Genomic DNA, 19972 nt, shown 5'->3' on the forward strand with positions numbered 1-19972 from the left:
GATCAGCCCTACCGGTGACGGTTGGGACGGAACCTACAACGGCAGCCCGATGCCAACGAGCGATTACTGGTTCGTGGTGGAGTACGGCGAGCCGAACACAGGCGAGAGAAAAGAGTTCAAAGCCCATTTTACCCTGAAAAGATAAAGATAGATATGAATTTATTTAAAAGACTTAGTTTACTAGCTAGCTTAGCATTATTAACAACATTAGGAAATGCACAAGAAGGATTACCAATTTATGCTGATTATCTAACAGATAATTATTATTTGATCCATCCTTCAATGGCAGGTGTCGCAAACTGTGCTAAAGTAAGATTAACAGCACGACAACAATGGTTTGGACAAGATGAAGCTCCATCTTTACAGACATTGAGTGTTAATAGTAGGATAGGAGATTCACCATCTGCAGTTGGTGCTATTGTTTACAATGATAAGAATGGGTACCATTCGCAAACAGGTGCATATTTAACATACGCCCACCATCTTATGTTTTCAAGAAATGAAATTGATCTGAACATGCTTTCATTTGGTTTAAGTGCAGGTCTTATTCAATATAAGCTTGATGAAACAGAGTTTTTAGCGGATGGATATGATCCTATTATTGCTGGTGTTGAGCAAAGTGCAACAAACTTTAATGTAGACTTTGGGTTTTCCTATCACTATATTGATTTTTATGCCCATGCTACTATTAAAAATGTCTTAAGTAATGAAGGGATTAATTTTAATGAACAAGGTCTGAGCTATGACAACTTAAGAACGTATTTACTTTCTTTAGGAAACACCTTTAGTAGCTATGGTAGTGATTGGAGTTATGAGCCTTCAATTATGTACATGTATAGAGATGCTACCGAGGAATCATCAATTGATATTAATGCCAAGGTATACCGAGAAATGGATTTTGGTAAGCTTTGGGGTGGTTTATCGTATAGAAGAAGTTTTGATGGTGCCGAGTTTTTAGAAGGCACAGGAGTAAGTAGCCAAAAGTTGCAATACTTCACACCGTTTATTGGAGTTGATTATAACAACTTTGTGTTTGCTTATACGTATTCATATCAAGCAAATTCTGTAGTCTTTAACAATGGAGGGTTTCACCAAATTACTTTAGGTTATAACTTCAATTGTAAGCGTGAAAAATACGAGTGTAATTGTCCTGCAATTAATTAATACAATTGCTGTAGAAAACACCAAAAAAGTCTCGAGGTTAATCGAGACTTTTTGCGTTAATGATCGAAGCTTTGTTGGAGCTCTTCAAAATATTTATTTTGAAAGCGACTGCTGAGAGCATGACCTTCTTGTTTTTAAAACGAGAAGGAACGCCCAAATTTTAATATTACCATTTATACTTTTTAGCTTTTGCTTGTGTTTTGATGGCTTTAATCATAGCATTATCAAGCCTACTTTCATCATTCTTGTGTTGCCCAATAATATAATCCCGACGCTTTTGATTAAGGGTTTGGATTTGATATTGGATGGATTTACGCTCTTCCGATTTTTTGGAAATATAGGCTTCGACTTCTTCAGCAGTTTTACCTTGTAAGTTTTTAGGTAGGTCTTTTTTATCAATAGACTTAAAGTCAAAGTCTTTTTCTTGAGCAGCATCAACCAAATCCCAAGTGGCATTCTTATATAGATGAGAACTTTTGCTTACGGTTCTACTAACGGCATTTTCTGAACTATATCCTTTTGCATTGTCATCTTGTTGTGATTGGAGTTCCATTTTTGTTTGCCCTAGGCTTCCATAAGCAATATAAGTATTGTTTAATTGTTGGTTTAGATTAAGAATTTGATCATCAAAAGGTGTTGACACATAAGTTGTTGCTTTGTTGTGATTAATTGCCATGTAATCACCATGAGCTAAATCTGCGCCTTCTTTCCAATAGGTTGAAATACCTAGATTATAGTCTCCACAAAATATTGTATTAACCGTTACATCATTATCTAGTGCCAGTTTAGATGCCATTTGATAGTTTACAGACCCTTGAGTATAAGGCTCATTACCTGCTATAAAAATAAATTTTAAGTCGTCTGGATTGTTTCCCCAGGAAAGTTGGTTTACTGCACTTTGAATCACATGACCACAATATTCATTACCTCCATTGGTGGTAAGGGAAAATAATTGTTTTGAAATTTCATCTAAATCGTCACTGAAACCTAAAACCTGACGAATATAACCTTCTCTACTGTTAAGATTATCATTGCCATATTCATATAATGCTATTTCGAGTTTTGGTTTTTCATTGCCGCATTTTGCATAAGACAACTCATTGACAATATCCCATAATTGAGCTTTGGCTTGATCTATTAACCCATCCATACTATTACTGGTATCCAGTAAAAGTGCAACTTTGATATATTGTTGTGTGGATTCGTGAATCTTAACTTCAGCAAGAGCAGTAGAAGTTTTTTTATTAGCGTTTTCGTTGGCATTGCATGATAGACTTGTAATAGTCATAACACTTAGTAGAAGTGTTTTAAGGATTGTTTTCATTTTAAAATGTTTTAAGATTGATAGTATAAAACTAGATGCAACATTTTTAAAATAAAATCCGCAATGAGCGAGTGTTTCTCTTTAATTAGTAAAGCCGTATTTAAAATGAGTGAAATAGACTATTTAGAGAATGAAATCGTCCAAAATGCCATTTTACTATTTTATTTAATGGATTAAAGTATGTAAGTTAGTCAGTGCAAATTATAGAAATGAAACAGATTACCATCATATTACTATTACTTGTTTGTGGGTTGTCAACAGATGTTGTTTTGGCTCAGGAAAAAGACCAGCTCCTAACCATTAGAGGCTCTGTTAGAGAAAGCGATACGTATTTACCGATTCCTAAAGTAAACATCCAAATTAATGGAGGTGCTTATACGATTACTGATTCTGAGGGACGTTTTAGAATCCAGGCTCAAATAGGAGATGAACTTGTTGTTAGGCACAAAGATTTTGAAACAGTATACCATACCATTACGAGTAATGAGCGTATTACAGTTGAAGTTGAACCTGCTGTTAAACGACCTACAAATTCTAGATATAAGCGAAACACCAAGCTTTTTAATTCACTAATTGATTCAGTATTAGCATATAAAAAAGAAGATGTAGCGAAAAGCATCAAGTTTGTTGGAGAAGCTTTAACGCAAAGCAATTCTGTGGCACAAAACGCTGAAGCCTATCAGGTTTTAGCTGAAGTCTATATGCATTGGAAACAATATGATTTGGCGGTTACAAATTACAGAATTAGTCTTCAAAATGTTGAAACCAACGATGCAAAATTAGGATTGGCAAAAGCTTATGAACTCAATGAAAATTATCAAGAGAGCATAGATACATACAAGGCTATCGATAAAAATAAACTTGGTAACTATCAATTGGTAACTTTATATGAAGGTCTAGGCGATACATATAACAATATTAAAGATTATGAGGCGTCGCTTGATGCTTACCAAAAAGGCTTGGACGTTGCTAAGAAACATTTGATTTCTCCTAAGATTACCGATTTAAGCTCTAAAATTGCCCAAACCTACAGTGCTGCAGGAAAAACACAAAAAGCTGAAGAGTATTTTGATAGTTCGATGAATTTGGCTTCAAAGGAAAACAAAAAGCGCGCCTTACAAGAAAAAGTAACTGTTGCCGATTTTCAGAATACCAACAGAAATTATGAAGAGGAAATTCAACTTAGAAAAGAAATCATTGAAGATGTTATTGGGATTCAAAACGATTCCATAATCGACAATTCCAGTGCGCTCACACCTCAAAAACAAAATTATAAAATTGGAAGTGCTTATGCTTTGCAAAACGACTACACTAATGCCATTCCATACTTAGAGCGCAGTATAGAAGAAGCCGATGACAAAGAAGATCTTATTGTTAAAAAGGACGCGACTAAGAAGCTTTCAGATGTTTTTGTTGACGCTGGAAATTATCAAAAGGCTTTAGAAACATTTCGAGCTTATACGGAAGTTGTTGATGAACTCTACATCAAACGTGAACAAGAATTATCTCAAGCAGATCGTTTTAGAAGAAATATAACAGAACAGCAAAATAGAATCACAAGTCTTGAAAGTGACCGTGCCCTAAATAGGAGTTTGGTTGAAGAACGAAACAAGAACCAGCAAATCATTATTTATTCTTTAATAGCTGGAATTTTATTGTTGACTGTGACGGCATTTGTGATGTACAAATACATTAAGCAACAGCGATTGGCCAATAATCTTTTGGCATTGAAATCACTTAGAAGTCAGATGAATCCACATTTCATTTTTAATGCCTTAAACTCTGTCAATAGTTTTATAGCATCCAGTGATGAACGTACTGCTAATAAATACTTATCAGATTTTTCGCGTCTTATGCGTTCGGTTTTAGAAAACAGTGAAGAAGATTTTATTCCATTGGAAAAGGAAATCGAGCTACTTGATTTATACGCTAAATTGGAACATTTCAGGTTTAAGGATAAGTTTGATTACAGCATTATCGTTGAAGAAGATGTGCGTGTTTATGATTATAAGATTCCGCCGATGCTTCTTCAACCATACATTGAAAATGCAGTTTGGCATGGCTTGCGTTACAAAACTGAAAAAGGGCATTTAAATATACAGATTGCCAAGAAAAGTAAACATGAAATTACTATAACCGTTTCCGATGATGGTATCGGTAGAGCACGCTCTAAGGCTTTGAAAACAGAACATCAACAAAAGCAAAATTCAAAAGGCATGGGTAATATTAAAAAACGTGTTGCTATTTTAAATGAAATGTATAAAGACAAGGTTGATGTATCTATTGAAGATTTTCAAGATCAAGATGATGTGGGTACCAAAGTTGTTGTTACCTTAAAAAAGGATTAATCAAAAAATAAGTTCCTGCTTCCTCAGGCTCATACCATGAAACTAAAATCTATTATAGTTGAAGACGAAGAAACCAGTAGAGATATTCTAAGGAATTATCTTAAAAAATACTGTCCGAATATTGATATTATAGGAGAGGCATCAAATATTGACGATGCTCTGGTGTTAATAAGAACCCATACTTTGGATCTGGTGTTTTTAGATGTGGAAATGCCTTACGGAAATGCATTTGATTTGTTGGATAAGGTTGGTGATGTAAATTTTGAAACCATTTTTGTAACGGCTTATGACCATTACGCTATCGAGGCCTTGAACGCACATGCTTCTTATTATTTAATGAAGCCTATTTCCATTGATGATTTGATCAAGGCTGTAGATTATGTTACAGACATCAAATTGAAGGAGGAAGCACTACAAGATCAGGTGTTAGTACCAAATACCAATAGCGTAAATGGTAAGATTACAATACCACAGCAAAATGGTTTTGAGGTTTTGGAAACAGCTGATATTTTGTATTGTAAAGCAGATGATAACTATACCGAGATTTATTTAAATAATAATAAGAAGCGACTTGTGAGTAAAACATTAAAGTACTTTGAAGACATTTTAAGTGAAAGCGGATTTGCGAGAGTACATAAAAGTTACCTAGTCAATGTTAATGAGGTTACTAAGTATCTCAAAGGTAAAGGTGGTTGTGTCGAATTGAGCAATGGGAAACAAATTATGGTATCAGCCTCAAAAAAAGCCAATTTATTAGCGTATTTCAAATAATTTAAAAAAGGAAACAATGCCAATTATAAAACCAGTTAATAATATACATCCTCAAATACCAAGCGATTGTTTTATTGCCGATAATGCAACAATAGTTGGTAATGTCACGATGGGTAAACAATGCAGTATTTGGTTCAATGCTGTTGTTAGAGGTGATGTACACTTTATAAAAATGGGAGACAAGGTTAATGTACAGGATGGAGCCGTCATTCATGCTACCTATCAAAAATCACCCACTACAATTGGTAATAATGTTTCAATTGGTCACAACGCCATCGTTCATGGATGTACCATTCATGATAACGTGCTAATTGGCATGGGAAGTATTGTTATGGATGATTGTGTTGTTGAGCAAAACTCAATTATTGCAGCAGGTGCAGTTGTAACAGCTAATACAAGAGTGGAAGCTGGTAGTATTTATGCTGGGATCCCAGCCAAGAAAATTAAGGATATTAGCGAAGAGTTGATTTCTGGAGAAATCGATCGAATAGCCAACAACTATGTAAAATACTCCAGTTGGTTTAAATAGCTAGAAGTCTAGAGATTTTACTTCAAATTGATTCTCAAGAATGTCTTTTAGAATGGACACGCGACCATTGGTATAGAATATATTTTTTGAAGCCTTTTTACGAAGATTCAACAGCGTGTTCTGTTCTAGAATATTTTTGGTTTGACGAGCAACTGCTAATCCAGAGTCAATTATTTTTACATGCTTCGGAAGCATTTCCAAAAGTAAGGGGATAAGATAAGGGTAATGGGTGCATCCTAGAACAAGATAGTCAATGTTTGCTTTAAGCATTGGTTTGAGATAAGCTTCCAACAAAGCTTTCATTTCTTCGGAATAGGTTTTTCCATCTTCAATAAGTGGTACGATACCTTCACCAACTTGCTCAACTACATTGATACCATTACTATACAAGTCTGTCGTTTGGTGAAACAATTCACTAGACAAGGTTCCTTTTGTAGCGAGTATGCCAATAGCTTTTGTTTGAGTATTTAACGCTGCAGGTTTAATTGCAGGTTCTATACCAATAAAAGGAACATTATAATTGTTTCTTAAGATTTTGATAGCATTAGTGGTTGCCGTATTACACGCCACAACAATGAGTTTGCAATTTTTCGATAACAATAATTCGGTATTCTTGATACTAAGATCAATAATCTCTTGCTTACTTTTATTACCATAAGGCGCATATTTACTATCGGCTAAATAAATAGTGTTCTCATAAGGCAAAAGGGCATGAATTTCCTTAAAGATGGAAGTGCCTCCAATTCCAGAATCAAATATACCGATAGGTTGTGTCATAATGATACAAAAATAAAAAAGCCACTATTAAGAAGTGGCTTTCATATTTATATTTTTAAGCGTTTTGATTAAAATCCAAGTTCTTTTTTAACATCTGGTAATAAATCTTTTCCATCTGCTACCAATACACCACCACCTTGAGTAGAGTCTAATACGTATTGAAATCCTTGGGCTTTGGCTACTTTATCGATAGCTGCTTTGGCTTTCTCAAAAATTGGCTTTAACAAATCAGCTTCTTTCTTTTGAAGGTCTTGCTGCGCATTCCCTTGATATTGACGGATACTTTGCTCAATTTGCTGAACTTCTTGAGCTCTTGTAGCATTTTCTTCTTCTGTTTTGGTATCCATTTCAGCTTGATATTGTTTTACCTTGTTTTGCAAATCAGTCATCATGGTCTTGATTTCAGCTTCATAGGTTTTAGACAGTTTTTCAATTTCTGCCTGTGCAGATTTCATCTCTGGCATCGCCTCAACCAACTGCGTTGTATTTATATGTGCAATTTTACTTTGTGCTGTTGATAAGCTAGTCGCTCCAACAAAAATTAAGCATGCAAATAAAAGGGTTTTTAATTGTTTCATTTTCAAATTTTTACGTGTTATAATTATTGTTTTTAGTTATCTTCATTAGGGACCGAATCTTTAGCTTTACGTTGCGCTTCGCGCTCTTCTTTTGCTTTTCTTCGTTCTTCTAAAATCTTTTTTCTTCTTTCGTCTAAGGCCTTTTGCCTTGCTTCACGATCTTTAATTTTTTGTTGTCTTTTTTCTTCAGCAAGTTCCGCTGGTGTTTTTTCTGAGTCGTCTTTTTTGGAAGCCTCCTCTTTGTCTCCTGATTTTCTTGCAGATTGAGTTGAATCTTTAGCTTTGTTACGATTAGCATTGTTCATACTATCGCGTTTGGCCTTTGCTTCAGCTCTTTCATCTAATATTTTTTGACGACGCTCTGCTGCAGCATTTTTTAGAGAATCTCTACGTCTTTGTTGTTCTTCTTGACGCTCTGCAATGGCAGTTTCACGAGCTGATTTTTTTTCTTCCAAAGCCTTCTGACGTTCGTCAAGTTCTTCATTTATTTCAGGTACCACTTCTTCTTTTTCAGCTTCTCTTCGCTCTGCTCGAGAATTAGCTTGTGTACGTTTTGATGTTCTAGTAATGCTTCGAATAACCAATTCACTAATATCAAATCGTTCAGCTGAATAAAGCATTACAACATCGGCAGATTTATCAAAAATAAAATCATACTTTTTATTTCCAGCAATTTCTTGTACTGCAGCAAAAATTTGATCTTGTATAGGTTGCATTAATTGTTTCTTCTGAATCATTAAGTCACCATTAGGACCAAATCTTTTTTGTTGGTAATCTAAGATTTCTGCTTCTTCGTAAGTAATGTCTTCTAAACGTTCTTCATAGAGTTCTTTTGTTAAAAGAACACTTTCATTTTCAAGCTGTTTTTTCTTTTGTTCAACAGCATTTAAACGTTGTTCAATTTCAGCTTTCCATTGCTGTACCTTTTGTTCTAGTTGTGATGTGGCTTGTTGATACTCTGGAATATTCTGTAAAATATATTCGGTATCAATATAACCTATTCTAACACCACGTTGTGCATTGGAAATAAAGCTCATTAGACTTAAACAGGTCACTAAAAAAAGAACTTTATACTTCATCTGTTTCATATTATGATTTATAGATATCTACTTTTAATAATTAAATGACAGATAAAGATAACGATTCCGCCATTGTTTTGCTTTTCAAAGTAACGAAATATATTCTGAAAAATTTTAACACTGCCATTAAATCGTCCATAATGCATATAGAAAATATCGTGCCAAAATTAAAATTGTTGACCAATTATGAAGTGAGTTTCCCATCCGTTTTTGGTATTTGTACCAGGAATAGGATCAAATCCGTGACCAAAATCAATACCAAGTAATCCAAAGGCAGGCATAAAAATTCTAAGTCCGAAACCTGCAGAACGATTAAGACTAAAAGGATTGTAATCTCTAAAATTATCATACGATGCGCCTCCTTCAGTAAATAGCAATCCGTAGATTTTGGCTTGTGCACCAAGTGTAATAGGATAACGTAATTCCAAAGAGAATTTATTATATATGGTTCCACCATCAACGGAAGATAAAGACTGATTAGGATATCCTCTAAGCTGAATAACCTCACGACCATCTAGAGAGAAATTACCCAAACCATCACCTCCTAAGAAGAAACGCTCAAAAGGGATAAGTCCTCGGTCGTTATTATAGGCACCCAAGAAACCAAATTCTAAACCAGACTTGATTACTAATTTATCTACGATACGCGTATACCAATCTCCCTTAACCTTGATTTTGTAAAATTCCAACCAATTAAAGCGTTCTTGATCAATTTCACCTATACGTTCCAAATCATCTGCATCGGAAGGGTCTAAGCCATCACGTTCATCAGCAAGTGCTTTGTAATCTACATTGTTAAACAACGAATATGGGAAAGACATTTTAGCACTAATGGTAAAGCTAGAACCACCTTCAGGATAAATAGGGTCTGTGTAGAGGTTATTTCGACTCAAACCGATAGTATATGATAGGTTATTTGAATAACCATCGCCAAAAGTGAATAATCCAGTATTGTAATTTTTTAGATTGTAATGTTGAAAACCAATAGCTTGTGATAATGTAAAATAATCATCAGGCACTTTAAGACGTTTAGCCAATCCAACAGAAAGACCAGTAATGTTAAAGCGTCTATCTCTGTCGGCACCTCTTGTTACAGGGTCAAAAAGAAATTGCTTTGTGTGCGACAATGATGTCGATAGCTGTACTGGACGTTTACCTCCAAGCCAAGGTTCTGAAAACGAGAAACTATACGTTTGGAAAAACTGTGACGCTTGTAAGCGTAAAGCTAAAGTTTGTCCATCTCCCATTGGCACAGGCTTGTAAGCTTCTTTTTTGAAAATATCCTTAATGGCAAAGTTGTTAAATGATAACCCAAGCGTACCAATGAAGCCACCACCTCCGTAACCACCTTGAAGCTCTATCTGACTTGAACCACGTTCTACAACACTGTATTCTAAGTCTACAGTTCCTTCATTAGGATTCATGTTTTTGAAATCAGGTGTGAGTAGTTGGGCATCAAAAAATCCAAGCTGACCAAGTTCTCTAATGGTTCTAATAACATTTGCCTTACTGTATAATTGTCCAGGCTTAGTTCGTAATTCTCTGTAGATTACATGGTCGTTGGTTCTGTCGTTTCCTGTAACGGTAACATTGTTGAAGTATGCAGGTTTTCCTTCAGAAATACGTATTTCCATATCAATAACGTTACCCTCGGCACTCACTTCTACTGGGTTTATGGTAGAGAACAGATAACCATTATTTTGATATAAATTAGTTAAATCAAGTGCGTCAGGTTTCGTGTCGTCTGCAATACGTTTTCTAAGTTCAACACCATTATAGGTAGACCCTTCTTTTATACGTAACACCGAATGTAATTGCTCATCGGTGTAGACGCTGTTTCCAACAAAAGTTATCTTACCAAACTTATATTGCTCTCCTTCCTCGAGTGTGATATCCAAACGAATGGAATTATCATCAACATAAGTAATGGAATCAGAAATAATTCTTGCATCCCTATAACCGTTTTCTTTGTATTTGTCAACAATACTAACGAGGTCTTCTTTGTAGTTTTCCTCAATATATTTTGAACGTTTAAGAATGCGAATAAAATTCTTCTGTTTTGTATTTTTCATAGCCTTGCGAAGCTTTCTGTCTGAAAGCTTGTTATTGCCATGAAAAGTGATTTTGTCAATCTTTACCTTCTCACCCTTATCAATGTAAACCAACATGTCTACACGGTTTTTAGGAATGGAATCGTTTGTAGCATCCTTTGTGGTTACTGTAACCTTTGTGTTAAGGAATCCATCCTCTTTGTATTTGTTGGTAAGGTAGTTTCTTGTAGTAGTGATTAAGTTTTCGGTAACTTTTACACCTTTATTGAGATTATTATCCTTTATAAGATCTTCTTTTTTACCTTTTCTGACACCTTGTATTTCAACATTGTTCAATTCTGGTAAGTCAGAAAGATTGATTTCTAGATAAGCTTTGTTGCCATCTGTTTTAACCAAGTAAACATTAATACTGCTGAATAATTTACTATTCCATAGTTTTTTAATGGCATTACTGATTTTTTCACCTGGAATTACAATTTGTTCGCCTTCCCTTAGTCCAGAAAAGGAAACAATAGTGGCTTCACTAAAGTTGGTATCACCTGATACAGTAACCTCTTCTAAAATATATGTTTGACCATTATTGAATGCAATGTCTTGAGCATTAAGAGAACTCATAACGACAATAAATGCGAAAGTAAATAGGTGCTTAAAAAAAGTTTTCAAAAGTAATTTGTTAGCTAAGTTGTTCACTGGTTTTTCCAAATCGTCGTTCTCTGTTTTGATAATTGATCAAAGCCTCATAAAGGTCCTCTTTGGTGAAATCAGGCCACAAGATATCAGTAAAATACAATTCGGCATAAGCAATTTGCCATAAAAGGAAATTGCTAATACGTTGTTCACCACTCGTTCTAATTAGCAAATCTACGTCTGGTAAATTTTGCGTGTAAAGATGCTTATTTATAATTGATTCGTCAATACTTTCAACAGAAATTATATTATTTTTAACGTTCGTTGCAATATTCTTGATTGTGTTTATAAGCTCTTCTCTTGAACCATAGCTTAAAGCCAGAGTTAGAGTCATATGCGAATTGTCTTTTGTTTTTTCAATGACTTCGGAAAGCTCTTCACGAGCTTTTTTTGGCAAGTCGTTAAGACATCCTATTGCAGAGAGCTTTATATTGTTGTCTTGTAAAGTCTTGATTTCCTTTTTTAAAGATTTCACTAATAACTTCATCAAAGTCTGCACTTCAATTTTAGGTCGTTTCCAATTTTCCGTAGAAAAGGCATATAAGGTTAAATGTTTGATACCTAACTCTGCACTCGCTTCAACAACTTGCCTTACAGACTTGGTGCCACTTTCGTGCCCCATAACCCTGACAAGTCCTTTTTGCTTGGCCCAACGTCCATTTCCATCCATGATGATTGCAACATGGTTTGGTAACCTTTTTAATATGATTTGTTCTTTTAAATCCATTTAAAAATTACAATAACACGGCCTTTGTCCGAAAGTATAGGTTAGTGTCAACCCAGTAAACACATACCAATCATTACTATTGGTGTTTCCTATACTGAATTGACCGTTAAAGTCACCATCTGGAACACTACCATCAATTTCATCTGAAAAAGTATATCTGGCACCAATTTCAGCACCTAAAATGATATGATTGGTTATATTGGTTTTAATCCCCAAAGTTATAGGAATACCGTAGGCCCAACTACTTGTGTTTTCATCTACGATGTCTCCATTCAGGTCATAGTAAAAATTATCATGTTTAGCCACAGATATACCAGAATAGAGATAAGGCGTGACTTTCATTTCTGAAGTATGAAGGTCGAAATCAAAAAAAGTAAACTCCATACCTGCAGAGAACTCAAGCAAATTGGAGTCAAATTCATAATTTCTTTGGATTCGTCTCGGGTCGTCAGAATCTTTGTCATAGCCTTTAAGATCAGCATAGATTACCGAAACTCTCCATGAATGTCTCGGACTCCGATTCCACTTCAACATCAATCCAAGAGCAGCTGTATTTGGGGATATATAATTAGTAGCTCCAACATCACCAATAAAATTACTTCCACCAACAAAACCACCAACTTCATATATTTGGGAATGACTGGAATTCAAACAAATTAAACTTAATAATAACAAGATTAAGTATCTCATAGATTTTTAAAAGTTTGCAAATATAATAATTATGTTTTGCCTATAACAATTTGAGGCAAATAGTCTTACAGATAAACAGTTTTTGCAAGATTTTATTGTTTAATTACGCTTGTCTTCGCCCCAAAGCATTTTTTTTCTTAGTGTATCAATAAAGCTTTCATGGAACAGCTCTACCATCTTGATTTTAAAATCCGCTTTTTTAATGCTCACAATGGTCGAATTGTGTAAGGAGGCTATTCGGGAATCTAACGATATAAGGTAAAACTCTTCCCTGCCATCTACTTTAAGTCTAATTTCTGTAGTGTCAGGAATTACCAATGGTCTTGCATTAAGGTTATGAGGTGCTATAGGTGTTAGAACAAAACTATTGGTTTCAGGGGTAATTACAGGACCGCCACAACTTAAGGAGTAACCTGTAGATCCTGTTGGTGTTGAAATTATCAAGCCATCGGCCCAATAGGAAGTTAAGTATTCTTCATTTAAATGGGTTTCAACAGTAATCATGGAAGTTGTGTTCTTTCTGCTCACTGCTATTTCATTTAAAGCGAAATTTGTTTCCACAATGTCCTTATTCTCAGGAATGGTTTTGACACATAAAAGCGTCCGTTCTGAGGTTTTGTAATCACCTTTCAAAATACTTTCAACCGCAGATTCAATTTGTTCTGTTTGAATCGTCGCTAAAAAACCTAATCGCCCTGTGTTTATACCTACTATTGGAATTGAAAGATCTCTAACGTAGGTGATGGCTCTTAAAATAGTACCATCACCTCCTATACTTATAAGTAAGGAGTAACTGTTGTCTAATACTTGAAATGTTTTGAAATCTTCAAGTTTTGAAGGTGATTCACTTTCATGTTTAATGATATTGAAGAAATCATTTTCAATAAATACATCTTCATTTTTATGGGCAAGCACAGTTAAAAGACGTTCTATGCTCTCCTGTGTGTTGTTGTGGTAATATTGACCGAATATGGCAATTTTCATTAGATGTCAAGATATTTTCGAAGGTACTCAGATCGCTCTTTTAAATTCTCGATATAAGTATCTTCCTCGTGCCCAGAAATGATATTGTAACTGTACCTTCTAAATGTTTGGATGACATCATTGAGACCAGCGTTCCCTATTTTTAAAGTGATTTGAACAACTCCATTTTCCATTTTGGATACAAAGGCACCCAATATTTTAGCATCATTAGATTCTACAATCTGACTGATCTCACTGAAGGAATAATCTACAATACCCTTTTCAATAATCAAAACACCTCCAGGTTCTGAAAAGAAAGGCGTTTCATTAAACAAACCAATAATATCATTAAGCTCATAATAACCTAAATAGGTGTTTTTGTCACTTAAAACTGGCATGATATTGCAGGAGTTAATCGCAAACATTTCTAGAACGTCTAACCAATTCGTATGGGTTCTTACAAAAAAACCCTCAATGGCATAATTGCATTCTGAAATAGAGCGATCGCCATCAAAACAATGCGCATCAGTTTCAGAAATACAGCCCAAGTAGGAGCCGTTATTTTGAATAGGAATATGGGAATATGTCAGCTCATTAAACATCATTTGCAAGTCACTAACCTTGTCTGTAATGTTTAAAGGTTTAATGTCGTTTAGTATGAATTCTCGTAATGGCATTTAAATCAAATTTCTCATGCAAATTAATTAAAAATAAGCACAAAAAAGCACGAATGACTTTGTATTTTTGTGACATAAACTCAATTTAATGACGAAGCTAAGTGTAAATATCAACAAGATTGCCACCTTGCGCAATTCAAGAGGTGGAGATGTGCCAAATGTTGTTCAATTTGCTAAAGATGTACAACGATTTGGTGCCGAAGGAGTCACGGTTCATCCTAGACCAGATGAGCGCCATATCAAGTATCAGGATACTAGAGATTTAAAACCGGAAGTATATACGGAATTCAATGTTGAAGGTAATCCTATCAAATCTTTTATGGATTTGGTGCTTGAAGTGAAACCAACTCAAGTTACCTTGGTTCCAGATGCTGTTGATGCCTTGACTTCTGATGCTGGTTGGGATACTGTTAAAAATAAAGAGTTTTTAACAGGTGTGATTTCAGAGTTTAAATCCAACGGTATTCGCACCTCTATTTTTGTCGATCCTGTTTTGAAAATGATTGAAGGTGCTAAGGCTACTGGAACTGATCGAATTGAACTCTACACCGAAAGCTATGCTCATCAATATGGTTTAGGAAATCAATCCGCTATTGAACCATTCACAAAAGCAGCTGAACTGGCCAATGAAATTGGTTTAGGTGTTAATGCTGGACATGATTTGTCACTCAAAAACATCAAGTTCTTTAAAGATAATATTCCTGGGCTTTTAGAGGTTTCCATTGGTCATGCCTTAGTAGCCGAAAGTCTATATTTGGGTATTGAAAATGTTGTTCAGATGTATCTCCATAAACTTAAGTAATGATATTACAATCTAATATACTTGGCGAAGGAAAACCGTTTATTATCCTTCATGGATTCCTAGGAATGAGTGATAATTGGAAAACACTAGGGACAAGATTTAGTGAAGTCGGATTTCAAGTGCATTTGTTAGATCAAAGAAATCACGGAAGAAGTTTTCATGATGACGAATTTAATTATGAAGTTCTAGCTGAAGATCTAAAAAAATATTGCGATGAATATGAACTGAAAGATTGTGTGCTTTTAGGGCATTCTATGGGTGGAAAAGCAGCGATGTTGTTTGCGACTCTTTACCCAGAATACGTCTCAAAATTGATTGTTGCTGATATTAGTCCGCGTTTTTATCCTGTCCACCACGACACCATTCTAAATGGTTTGAGCGCCTTAGATTTTTCTAAGATTGAAAGTAGAGGTGAAGCAGATGACGTGCTTTCTCAATATGTTCCTCAAACAGGTGTGCGACTATTTTTATTGAAAAACCTGTATTGGGTTGAAAAAGGACAGTTGGGACTACGTATTAATTTAGAAGTGTTAAAAGATAATGTTACCGAAGTAGGTGAAGCCTTACCAATGCACGCAAGGTTTGAAAAACCAGTGTTGTTTCTTCGAGGCGATAAAAGTGAGTACGTTATGCCTAATGATGAGCCTTTAATCAAGCAACATTTTCCACTAGCTGAAATCATTACTATTGCTAATGCTGGTCATTGGTTACATGCTGAAAACCCAACTGATTTTTATGATGCTGTGACAAAATTTGTTACATTTAATACATAAATCGTAAACTTATGAACCTTATCATCCGACTTTTAATTACAGCAGGCATTGTTTTGCTATTGGCGCATTTTCTACCTGGAGTAGCTGTAAGTGGCTTTGCTGCAGCAATTATTGTTGCAATTGTTTTGGCATTGTTGAATGCTATCTTAAAACCAATACTCGTGATTCTTACCATACCAATTACTATAGTAACCTTAGGGTTGTTTTTGTTGGTTATTAATGCTTGTATCGTCTTATTGGCAGATAAATTTATCGACGGATTTGGAGTGAGTGGTTTCTGGACTGCATTGCTATTTAGCATCTTACTTTCATTTACTCAGTCTATAGCCTATTCGTTGCTAAAAGAAGAGAAAAAAAAGAGCTAACAATCAGTAGGTTAAAATATTGTTGGGTTGTAAAAATTGTCGTATTTTTGCAGCCCAATTTTGATATGATTAAATAATGAACATCACAAGAGAAAACATTGATGCATTAAATGCAGTGGTAAAGGTTGATATCGCTAAAGAAGATTACAGCGATAAAGTTGAGAAAATACTAAGCGATTACCGCAAGTCGGCAAACATTCCTGGTTTTAGAAAAGGACATGTGCCAATGGGTATGGTTAAGAAGCAATACGGTAAAGCAGTTTTGGTTGATGAGGTTAACAAGCTTTTACAAGAAGCTTTAGGAAAATACCTAACGGAAGAAAAATTAGACGTACTTGGAAATCCATTGCCAAAACCTCAAGAGGATTTAGATTGGGATGCAGATTCTTTTTCTTTTGAGTTTGAATTGGGATTGGCTCCTGATTTTGAGGTTGACTTAAAAAGTAAAAAGCCAATTACGCACTACAATATTGTTGCCGATGATAAAATGATCGACAATCAAGTTGAGCACATTAGAAAGCAATATGGTAAAATCATTTCCCAAGATACTGTTGCTAAAGACTCTGAAATCACAGGTGTTTTTGAAAACGAAGAAAAAGGAATCAATAACACAACGACCATAACTTTAGATAAGTTTAAAGGAAAATCTACTGAAAAACAGTTTGTAGGTGCTAAAGTTGGTGATGTAATTACTTTAAAAACAAAAGGCTTATTTAATGACGATCACGATTTGATGACCTATTTAAAAGTGTCTCATGATAATGCTCATGGATTGGACATTGAAGTTAATTTTACCATTAACGAAATCAACACAAGAGAGCTTGCTGACTTAGATCAGGAATTGTTTGATAAATTATTTGGAAAAGGAAACGTTACTTCTGTAACCGAATTAAAAGAAAAGATTAAGGTTGATTCTGAAAAACAATTTGCGCAACAAGGTGATCAAAAGTTGCTCAACGATGTTACCGAATATTTAGTTGATAACACCAAATTTGAGTTGCCTGCTGAATTTCTTCAAAAGTGGATGCAAACAGCTGGTGAGGAAACCATGGATGCTGAACAGGCTAAAGAAGAATACGAAAAGTCTGAAAAAAGTATGCGCTACCAATTAATTGAAGGTAAACTGATTGAAAAATATGACCTTCAGGTTAATTTTGAAGATCTTAAAGCACATGCCAAAGACATGATCAAAGCACAAATGGCACAATTCGGACAAATGAATCCATCAGATGAAGAACTTGAAGGGATTGCTTCGCGTGTCCTGTCAAATAAAGATGAGGTAAAACGTATGTCTGAGCAATTAATGAGTCAGAAACTGTTAAACCTTTACAAATCCGAAGCGAACTTAAAGACAAAAAAGATAACTTACGACGACTTTGTAAAAGAGTTTTACGGTTAGAAAATAGATATTAATTAGTATATTTGAGCGTAAAACTTAACGGTTTTACGCTTTTTTGTTTCACATCAACTTAATTGAAAAACATTACATGAATTACGCAAAAGAATTTGAAAAATTTGCTATAAAAGATCAAGGCATCAGTAGCACATACTACGATAAAATCGTTAGTAGTATGTATCCAACTTCATTAACACCTAACATTATTGAAGAGCGCCAAATGAACATCGCTATATTTGATGTGTTCTCACGTTTAATGATGGATCGAATCATTTTTATGGGAACCGCAATTAACGATCAGGTGGCTAATATCATTCAAGCACAATTGTTGTTTTTGGAAAGTACAGATGCTTCAAAAGATATTCAAATTTATATCAATTCGCCAGGAGGAAGCGTGTATGCAGGCTTAGGAATTTACGATACCATGCAATTGATCAAGCCTGACGTAGCAACTATTTGTACAGGGATGGCAGCATCTATGGGAGCTGTTTTGTTGTGTGCTGGAGAAAAAGGAAAACGCAGTGGTTTAACACATTCTCGTGTTATGATTCACCAACCTTTAGGAGGTGCTCAAGGTCAAGCTAGTGATATTGAAATTACAGCTCGTGAAATATTGACCCTTAAAGAGGAGTTATATAAAATCATAAGTAAACACTCTGGTCAGGATTACGATAAAATTTACGAGGATAGTGATCGTGATTATTGGATGAAAGCCGACAAGGCAAAAGAATATGGAATGATAGACGAAGTGCTGTCAAAAGGATAAATACTGTAAGACTTTAGGTTTTACGTTTGAAACAAACACATGGCAAAGGAAGAATTAGAATGTTCGTTTTGTGGTAGGAAAAAGCCAGAAACCAATTTATTGATCGCTGGTCTCGACGCTCATATTTGTGACCGTTGTATCGAACAGGCGCATGGTATTGTTTTGGAGGAATCCAAACAGATGGATAATGCGGAACTGTCTTCTGAGTTAATGCTCAGAAAGCCATTGCAAATCAAGGAATTTCTCGATGAATATATCATCGGACAAGAATATACCAAAAAGGTAATGTCAGTTGCCGTTTATAATCATTATAAACGCTTGCTGCAACCACCAAGTGATGATGATATTGAAATCCAAAAGAGTAACATCATTATGGTTGGTCAAACAGGAACGGGAAAAACACTAATGGCGAAAACAGTCGCCAAAATGTTGAATGTTCCTTTGGCCATAGTTGATGCAACCGTATTAACGGAAGCTGGATATGTTGGTGAAGATGTAGAAAGTATTTTAACGCGTTTGCTTCAAGCTGCAGATTATAGTTTAGAAAAAGCTGAAAAAGGAATTGTCTTTATTGATGAAATCGATAAGATTGCTCGAAAGAGTGATAACCCATCAATCACGAGAGATGTTTCTGGAGAAGGTGTGCAACAAGCACTCTTAAAACTTTTAGAAGGAACAACGGTTAACGTGCCACCTAAAGGAGGAAGAAAGCATCCAGATCAGAAATTCATCGAAGTCAACACCGAAAATATCCTCTTCATTGCAGGAGGTGCTTTTGATGGTATTGAAAAGAAAATTTCTAAACGACTAAATCTTGCCGCAATTGGTTATAAAGCGGCTCATGAAGATGCTAAGTTAGATGTCGATAATTTACTGAAATATATCATTCCAAAAGATTTAAAAGACTTTGGATTGATTCCAGAAATCATCGGTCGTTTACCTGTGCTTACCTATATGAATCCTTTGGATGCTAAAACGCTTAGAGCTATTTTAACCGAACCAAAGAATGCCATTATCAAACAGTACAAAAAGTTGTTTGCTATGGATGATATCGAGTTTAGTATTACAGATGGTGCATTGGATTTTATAGTAGATAAAGCTATTGAGTATAAGTTAGGAGCTAGAGGTTTACGTTCCCTATGTGAAGAAATCTTAACCGATGCAATGTTTGAATTGCCAAGTGGTGAAGAGAAAAAGCTTCATGTGACTAAAACTTATGCTGAAAACAAGCTGGAAAAGACAACATTGAAACGTTTGAAAGCAGTTTCTTGACACCTAGTTTCAAGTGCTATAAAAAATTAAAACCACTCTTTAGGAGTGGTTTTTTATTTGGATTTAAAAATTAATATTGCTAAACAATATGTTGATGTTATTCTAAACTTTCAAGGGTTTAAACTAACAGCGTTTTTGTTTGTTACGATGTAAATATAAAGTCAATTCTAGCATTTATACAACTGCTTTTTACTGTTTTGGACGAATCGAATTAAATACTCGTTATGTGGTAA

The 19972-nt window shown here is 35.0% G+C and carries 20 protein-coding genes; 11 read left to right on the plus strand and 9 right to left on the minus strand.

Annotated features, from left to right (window positions below; translation table 11 throughout):
* Together AB9K26_RS03720 and AB9K26_RS03725 are read left to right on the plus strand one after the other, a co-directional pair.
* The coding region (locus tag AB9K26_RS03720; protein ID WP_369971537.1) for a T9SS type B sorting domain-containing protein at positions 1-145 on the plus strand (145 nt) is incomplete at its 5' end.
* Positions 146-153: 8 nt separating this feature from the next.
* Positions 154-1164, plus strand: a complete 1011-nt coding sequence (locus tag AB9K26_RS03725; protein WP_369971197.1) for a type IX secretion system membrane protein PorP/SprF — start codon at positions 154-156, stop codon at positions 1162-1164.
* Between the two features lie 166 nt (positions 1165-1330).
* On the opposite strand, the gene AB9K26_RS03730 is transcribed toward AB9K26_RS03725, so the two are convergent.
* Positions 1331-2488: a hypothetical protein gene (locus AB9K26_RS03730; protein ID WP_369971198.1), complete on the minus strand. Its 1158-nt coding sequence runs from the start codon at positions 2486-2488 to the stop codon at positions 1331-1333.
* Between the two features lie 209 nt (positions 2489-2697).
* On the opposite strand from AB9K26_RS03730, the gene AB9K26_RS03735 reads away from it, so the two are divergent.
* Genes AB9K26_RS03735 through AB9K26_RS03745 form a run of 3 tightly spaced genes read left to right on the plus strand, consistent with a single transcriptional unit; the run spans position 2698 to position 6136 of the window.
* Entirely contained in the window at positions 2698-4836 is a 2139-nt protein-coding gene (locus AB9K26_RS03735; protein WP_369971199.1) for a histidine kinase, read from the plus strand.
* Between the two features lie 36 nt (positions 4837-4872).
* Positions 4873-5607: a LytR/AlgR family response regulator transcription factor gene (locus AB9K26_RS03740; RefSeq protein ID WP_369971200.1), complete on the plus strand. Its 735-nt coding sequence runs from the start codon at positions 4873-4875 to the stop codon at positions 5605-5607.
* Between the two features lie 16 nt (positions 5608-5623).
* Positions 5624-6136, plus strand: coding sequence for a gamma carbonic anhydrase family protein (locus AB9K26_RS03745; RefSeq protein WP_369971201.1), 513 nt, complete (start codon positions 5624-5626; stop codon positions 6134-6136).
* Here the strand turns inward: AB9K26_RS03745 and murI are convergent, their stop codons facing one another.
* The 8 genes from murI to AB9K26_RS03785 form a co-directional block, all read right to left on the minus strand.
* On the minus strand, positions 6137-6913 hold the full coding sequence (gene murI, locus AB9K26_RS03750; protein WP_369971202.1) for a glutamate racemase: 777 nt from the start codon (positions 6911-6913) through the stop codon (positions 6137-6139).
* A gap of 68 nt (positions 6914-6981) precedes the next feature.
* Positions 6982-7491, minus strand: a complete 510-nt coding sequence (locus AB9K26_RS03755) for an OmpH family outer membrane protein (protein ID WP_369971203.1) — start codon at positions 7489-7491, stop codon at positions 6982-6984.
* 32 nt (positions 7492-7523) lie between these two features.
* Positions 7524-8579, minus strand: coding sequence for an OmpH family outer membrane protein (locus tag AB9K26_RS03760; RefSeq protein WP_369971204.1), 1056 nt, complete (start codon positions 8577-8579; stop codon positions 7524-7526).
* A 158-nt stretch (positions 8580-8737) separates the two neighbouring features.
* Positions 8738-11236, minus strand: coding sequence for an outer membrane protein assembly factor BamA (gene bamA / locus AB9K26_RS03765; protein ID WP_369971538.1), 2499 nt, complete (start codon positions 11234-11236; stop codon positions 8738-8740).
* Between the two features lie 58 nt (positions 11237-11294).
* Positions 11295-12035 carry an isoprenyl transferase gene (locus tag AB9K26_RS03770; protein WP_369971205.1) on the minus strand — a complete coding sequence of 247 codons (741 nt, stop codon included), beginning with the start codon at positions 12033-12035 and terminating at the stop codon, positions 11295-11297.
* Positions 12036-12725 carry a DUF6089 family protein gene (locus tag AB9K26_RS03775; RefSeq protein ID WP_369971206.1) on the minus strand — a complete coding sequence of 230 codons (690 nt, stop codon included), beginning with the start codon at positions 12723-12725 and terminating at the stop codon, positions 12036-12038.
* 99 nt (positions 12726-12824) lie between these two features.
* Complete coding sequence (locus AB9K26_RS03780; protein ID WP_369971207.1) at positions 12825-13709, minus strand: NAD kinase; 885 nt, start codon at positions 13707-13709, stop codon at positions 12825-12827.
* Entirely contained in the window at positions 13709-14365 is a 657-nt protein-coding gene (locus AB9K26_RS03785; protein ID WP_369971208.1) for an acetoin utilization protein acuB, read from the minus strand. Before AB9K26_RS03785 ends, AB9K26_RS03780 begins: the two co-directional genes overlap by 1 nt.
* 88 nt (positions 14366-14453) lie before the next feature.
* On the opposite strand from AB9K26_RS03785, the gene AB9K26_RS03790 reads away from it, so the two are divergent.
* From AB9K26_RS03790 to clpX, 6 genes are all read left to right on the plus strand, one after another.
* Positions 14454-15167 carry a pyridoxine 5'-phosphate synthase gene (locus AB9K26_RS03790; protein ID WP_369971209.1) on the plus strand — a complete coding sequence of 238 codons (714 nt, stop codon included), beginning with the start codon at positions 14454-14456 and terminating at the stop codon, positions 15165-15167.
* A complete protein-coding gene (locus AB9K26_RS03795) occupies positions 15167-15940 on the plus strand; it encodes an alpha/beta fold hydrolase (RefSeq protein ID WP_369971210.1) in 774 nt (257 codons plus the stop codon). Before AB9K26_RS03790 ends, AB9K26_RS03795 begins: the two co-directional genes overlap by 1 nt.
* A gap of 11 nt (positions 15941-15951) precedes the next feature.
* Positions 15952-16305 (plus strand): phage holin family protein, encoded by a 354-nt coding sequence (locus AB9K26_RS03800; protein ID WP_369971211.1) that lies wholly within the window; start codon positions 15952-15954, stop codon positions 16303-16305.
* Positions 16306-16381: 76 nt separating this feature from the next.
* Positions 16382-17704 (plus strand): trigger factor, encoded by a 1323-nt coding sequence (gene tig, locus AB9K26_RS03805; RefSeq protein WP_369971212.1) that lies wholly within the window; start codon positions 16382-16384, stop codon positions 17702-17704.
* An 88-nt stretch (positions 17705-17792) separates the two neighbouring features.
* Positions 17793-18467: an ATP-dependent Clp endopeptidase proteolytic subunit ClpP gene (gene clpP, locus AB9K26_RS03810; RefSeq protein WP_369971213.1), complete on the plus strand. Its 675-nt coding sequence runs from the start codon at positions 17793-17795 to the stop codon at positions 18465-18467.
* Positions 18468-18506: 39 nt separating this feature from the next.
* Positions 18507-19739 carry an ATP-dependent Clp protease ATP-binding subunit ClpX gene (gene clpX, locus AB9K26_RS03815; protein WP_369971214.1) on the plus strand — a complete coding sequence of 411 codons (1233 nt, stop codon included), beginning with the start codon at positions 18507-18509 and terminating at the stop codon, positions 19737-19739.
* The last annotated feature ends 233 nt before the right edge of the window (positions 19740-19972 follow it).

The sequence above is a fragment of the Psychroserpens sp. XS_ASV72 genome (assembly GCF_041224425.1).
Lineage (GTDB): Bacteria > Bacteroidota > Bacteroidia > Flavobacteriales > Flavobacteriaceae > Psychroserpens.

Excerpts from the sequence above, each read along its gene's own strand:
- AB9K26_RS03725 (WP_369971197.1), top strand. The coding sequence starts at position 154 with ATGAATTTATTTAAAAGACTTAGTTTACTAGCTAGCTTAGCATTATTA.
- AB9K26_RS03730 (WP_369971198.1), bottom strand. The coding sequence starts at position 2,488 with ATGAAAACAATCCTTAAAACACTTCTACTAAGTGTTATGACTATTACA.
- AB9K26_RS03735 (WP_369971199.1), top strand. The coding sequence starts at position 2,698 with ATGAAACAGATTACCATCATATTACTATTACTTGTTTGTGGGTTGTCA.
- AB9K26_RS03740 (WP_369971200.1), top strand. The coding sequence starts at position 4,873 with ATGAAACTAAAATCTATTATAGTTGAAGACGAAGAAACCAGTAGAGAT.
- AB9K26_RS03745 (WP_369971201.1), top strand. The coding sequence starts at position 5,624 with ATGCCAATTATAAAACCAGTTAATAATATACATCCTCAAATACCAAGC.
- murI (WP_369971202.1), bottom strand. The coding sequence starts at position 6,913 with ATGACACAACCTATCGGTATATTTGATTCTGGAATTGGAGGCACTTCC.
- AB9K26_RS03755 (WP_369971203.1), bottom strand. The coding sequence starts at position 7,491 with ATGAAACAATTAAAAACCCTTTTATTTGCATGCTTAATTTTTGTTGGA.
- AB9K26_RS03760 (WP_369971204.1), bottom strand. The coding sequence starts at position 8,579 with ATGAAACAGATGAAGTATAAAGTTCTTTTTTTAGTGACCTGTTTAAGT.
- bamA (WP_369971538.1), bottom strand. The coding sequence starts at position 11,236 with ATGAGTTCTCTTAATGCTCAAGACATTGCATTCAATAATGGTCAAACA.
- AB9K26_RS03770 (WP_369971205.1), bottom strand. The coding sequence starts at position 12,035 with ATGGATTTAAAAGAACAAATCATATTAAAAAGGTTACCAAACCATGTT.
- AB9K26_RS03775 (WP_369971206.1), bottom strand. The coding sequence starts at position 12,725 with ATGAGATACTTAATCTTGTTATTATTAAGTTTAATTTGTTTGAATTCC.
- AB9K26_RS03780 (WP_369971207.1), bottom strand. The coding sequence starts at position 13,709 with ATGAAAATTGCCATATTCGGTCAATATTACCACAACAACACACAGGAG.
- AB9K26_RS03785 (WP_369971208.1), bottom strand. The coding sequence starts at position 14,365 with ATGCCATTACGAGAATTCATACTAAACGACATTAAACCTTTAAACATT.
- AB9K26_RS03790 (WP_369971209.1), top strand. The coding sequence starts at position 14,454 with ATGACGAAGCTAAGTGTAAATATCAACAAGATTGCCACCTTGCGCAAT.
- AB9K26_RS03795 (WP_369971210.1), top strand. The coding sequence starts at position 15,167 with ATGATATTACAATCTAATATACTTGGCGAAGGAAAACCGTTTATTATC.
- AB9K26_RS03800 (WP_369971211.1), top strand. The coding sequence starts at position 15,952 with ATGAACCTTATCATCCGACTTTTAATTACAGCAGGCATTGTTTTGCTA.
- tig (WP_369971212.1), top strand. The coding sequence starts at position 16,382 with ATGAACATCACAAGAGAAAACATTGATGCATTAAATGCAGTGGTAAAG.
- clpP (WP_369971213.1), top strand. The coding sequence starts at position 17,793 with ATGAATTACGCAAAAGAATTTGAAAAATTTGCTATAAAAGATCAAGGC.
- clpX (WP_369971214.1), top strand. The coding sequence starts at position 18,507 with ATGGCAAAGGAAGAATTAGAATGTTCGTTTTGTGGTAGGAAAAAGCCA.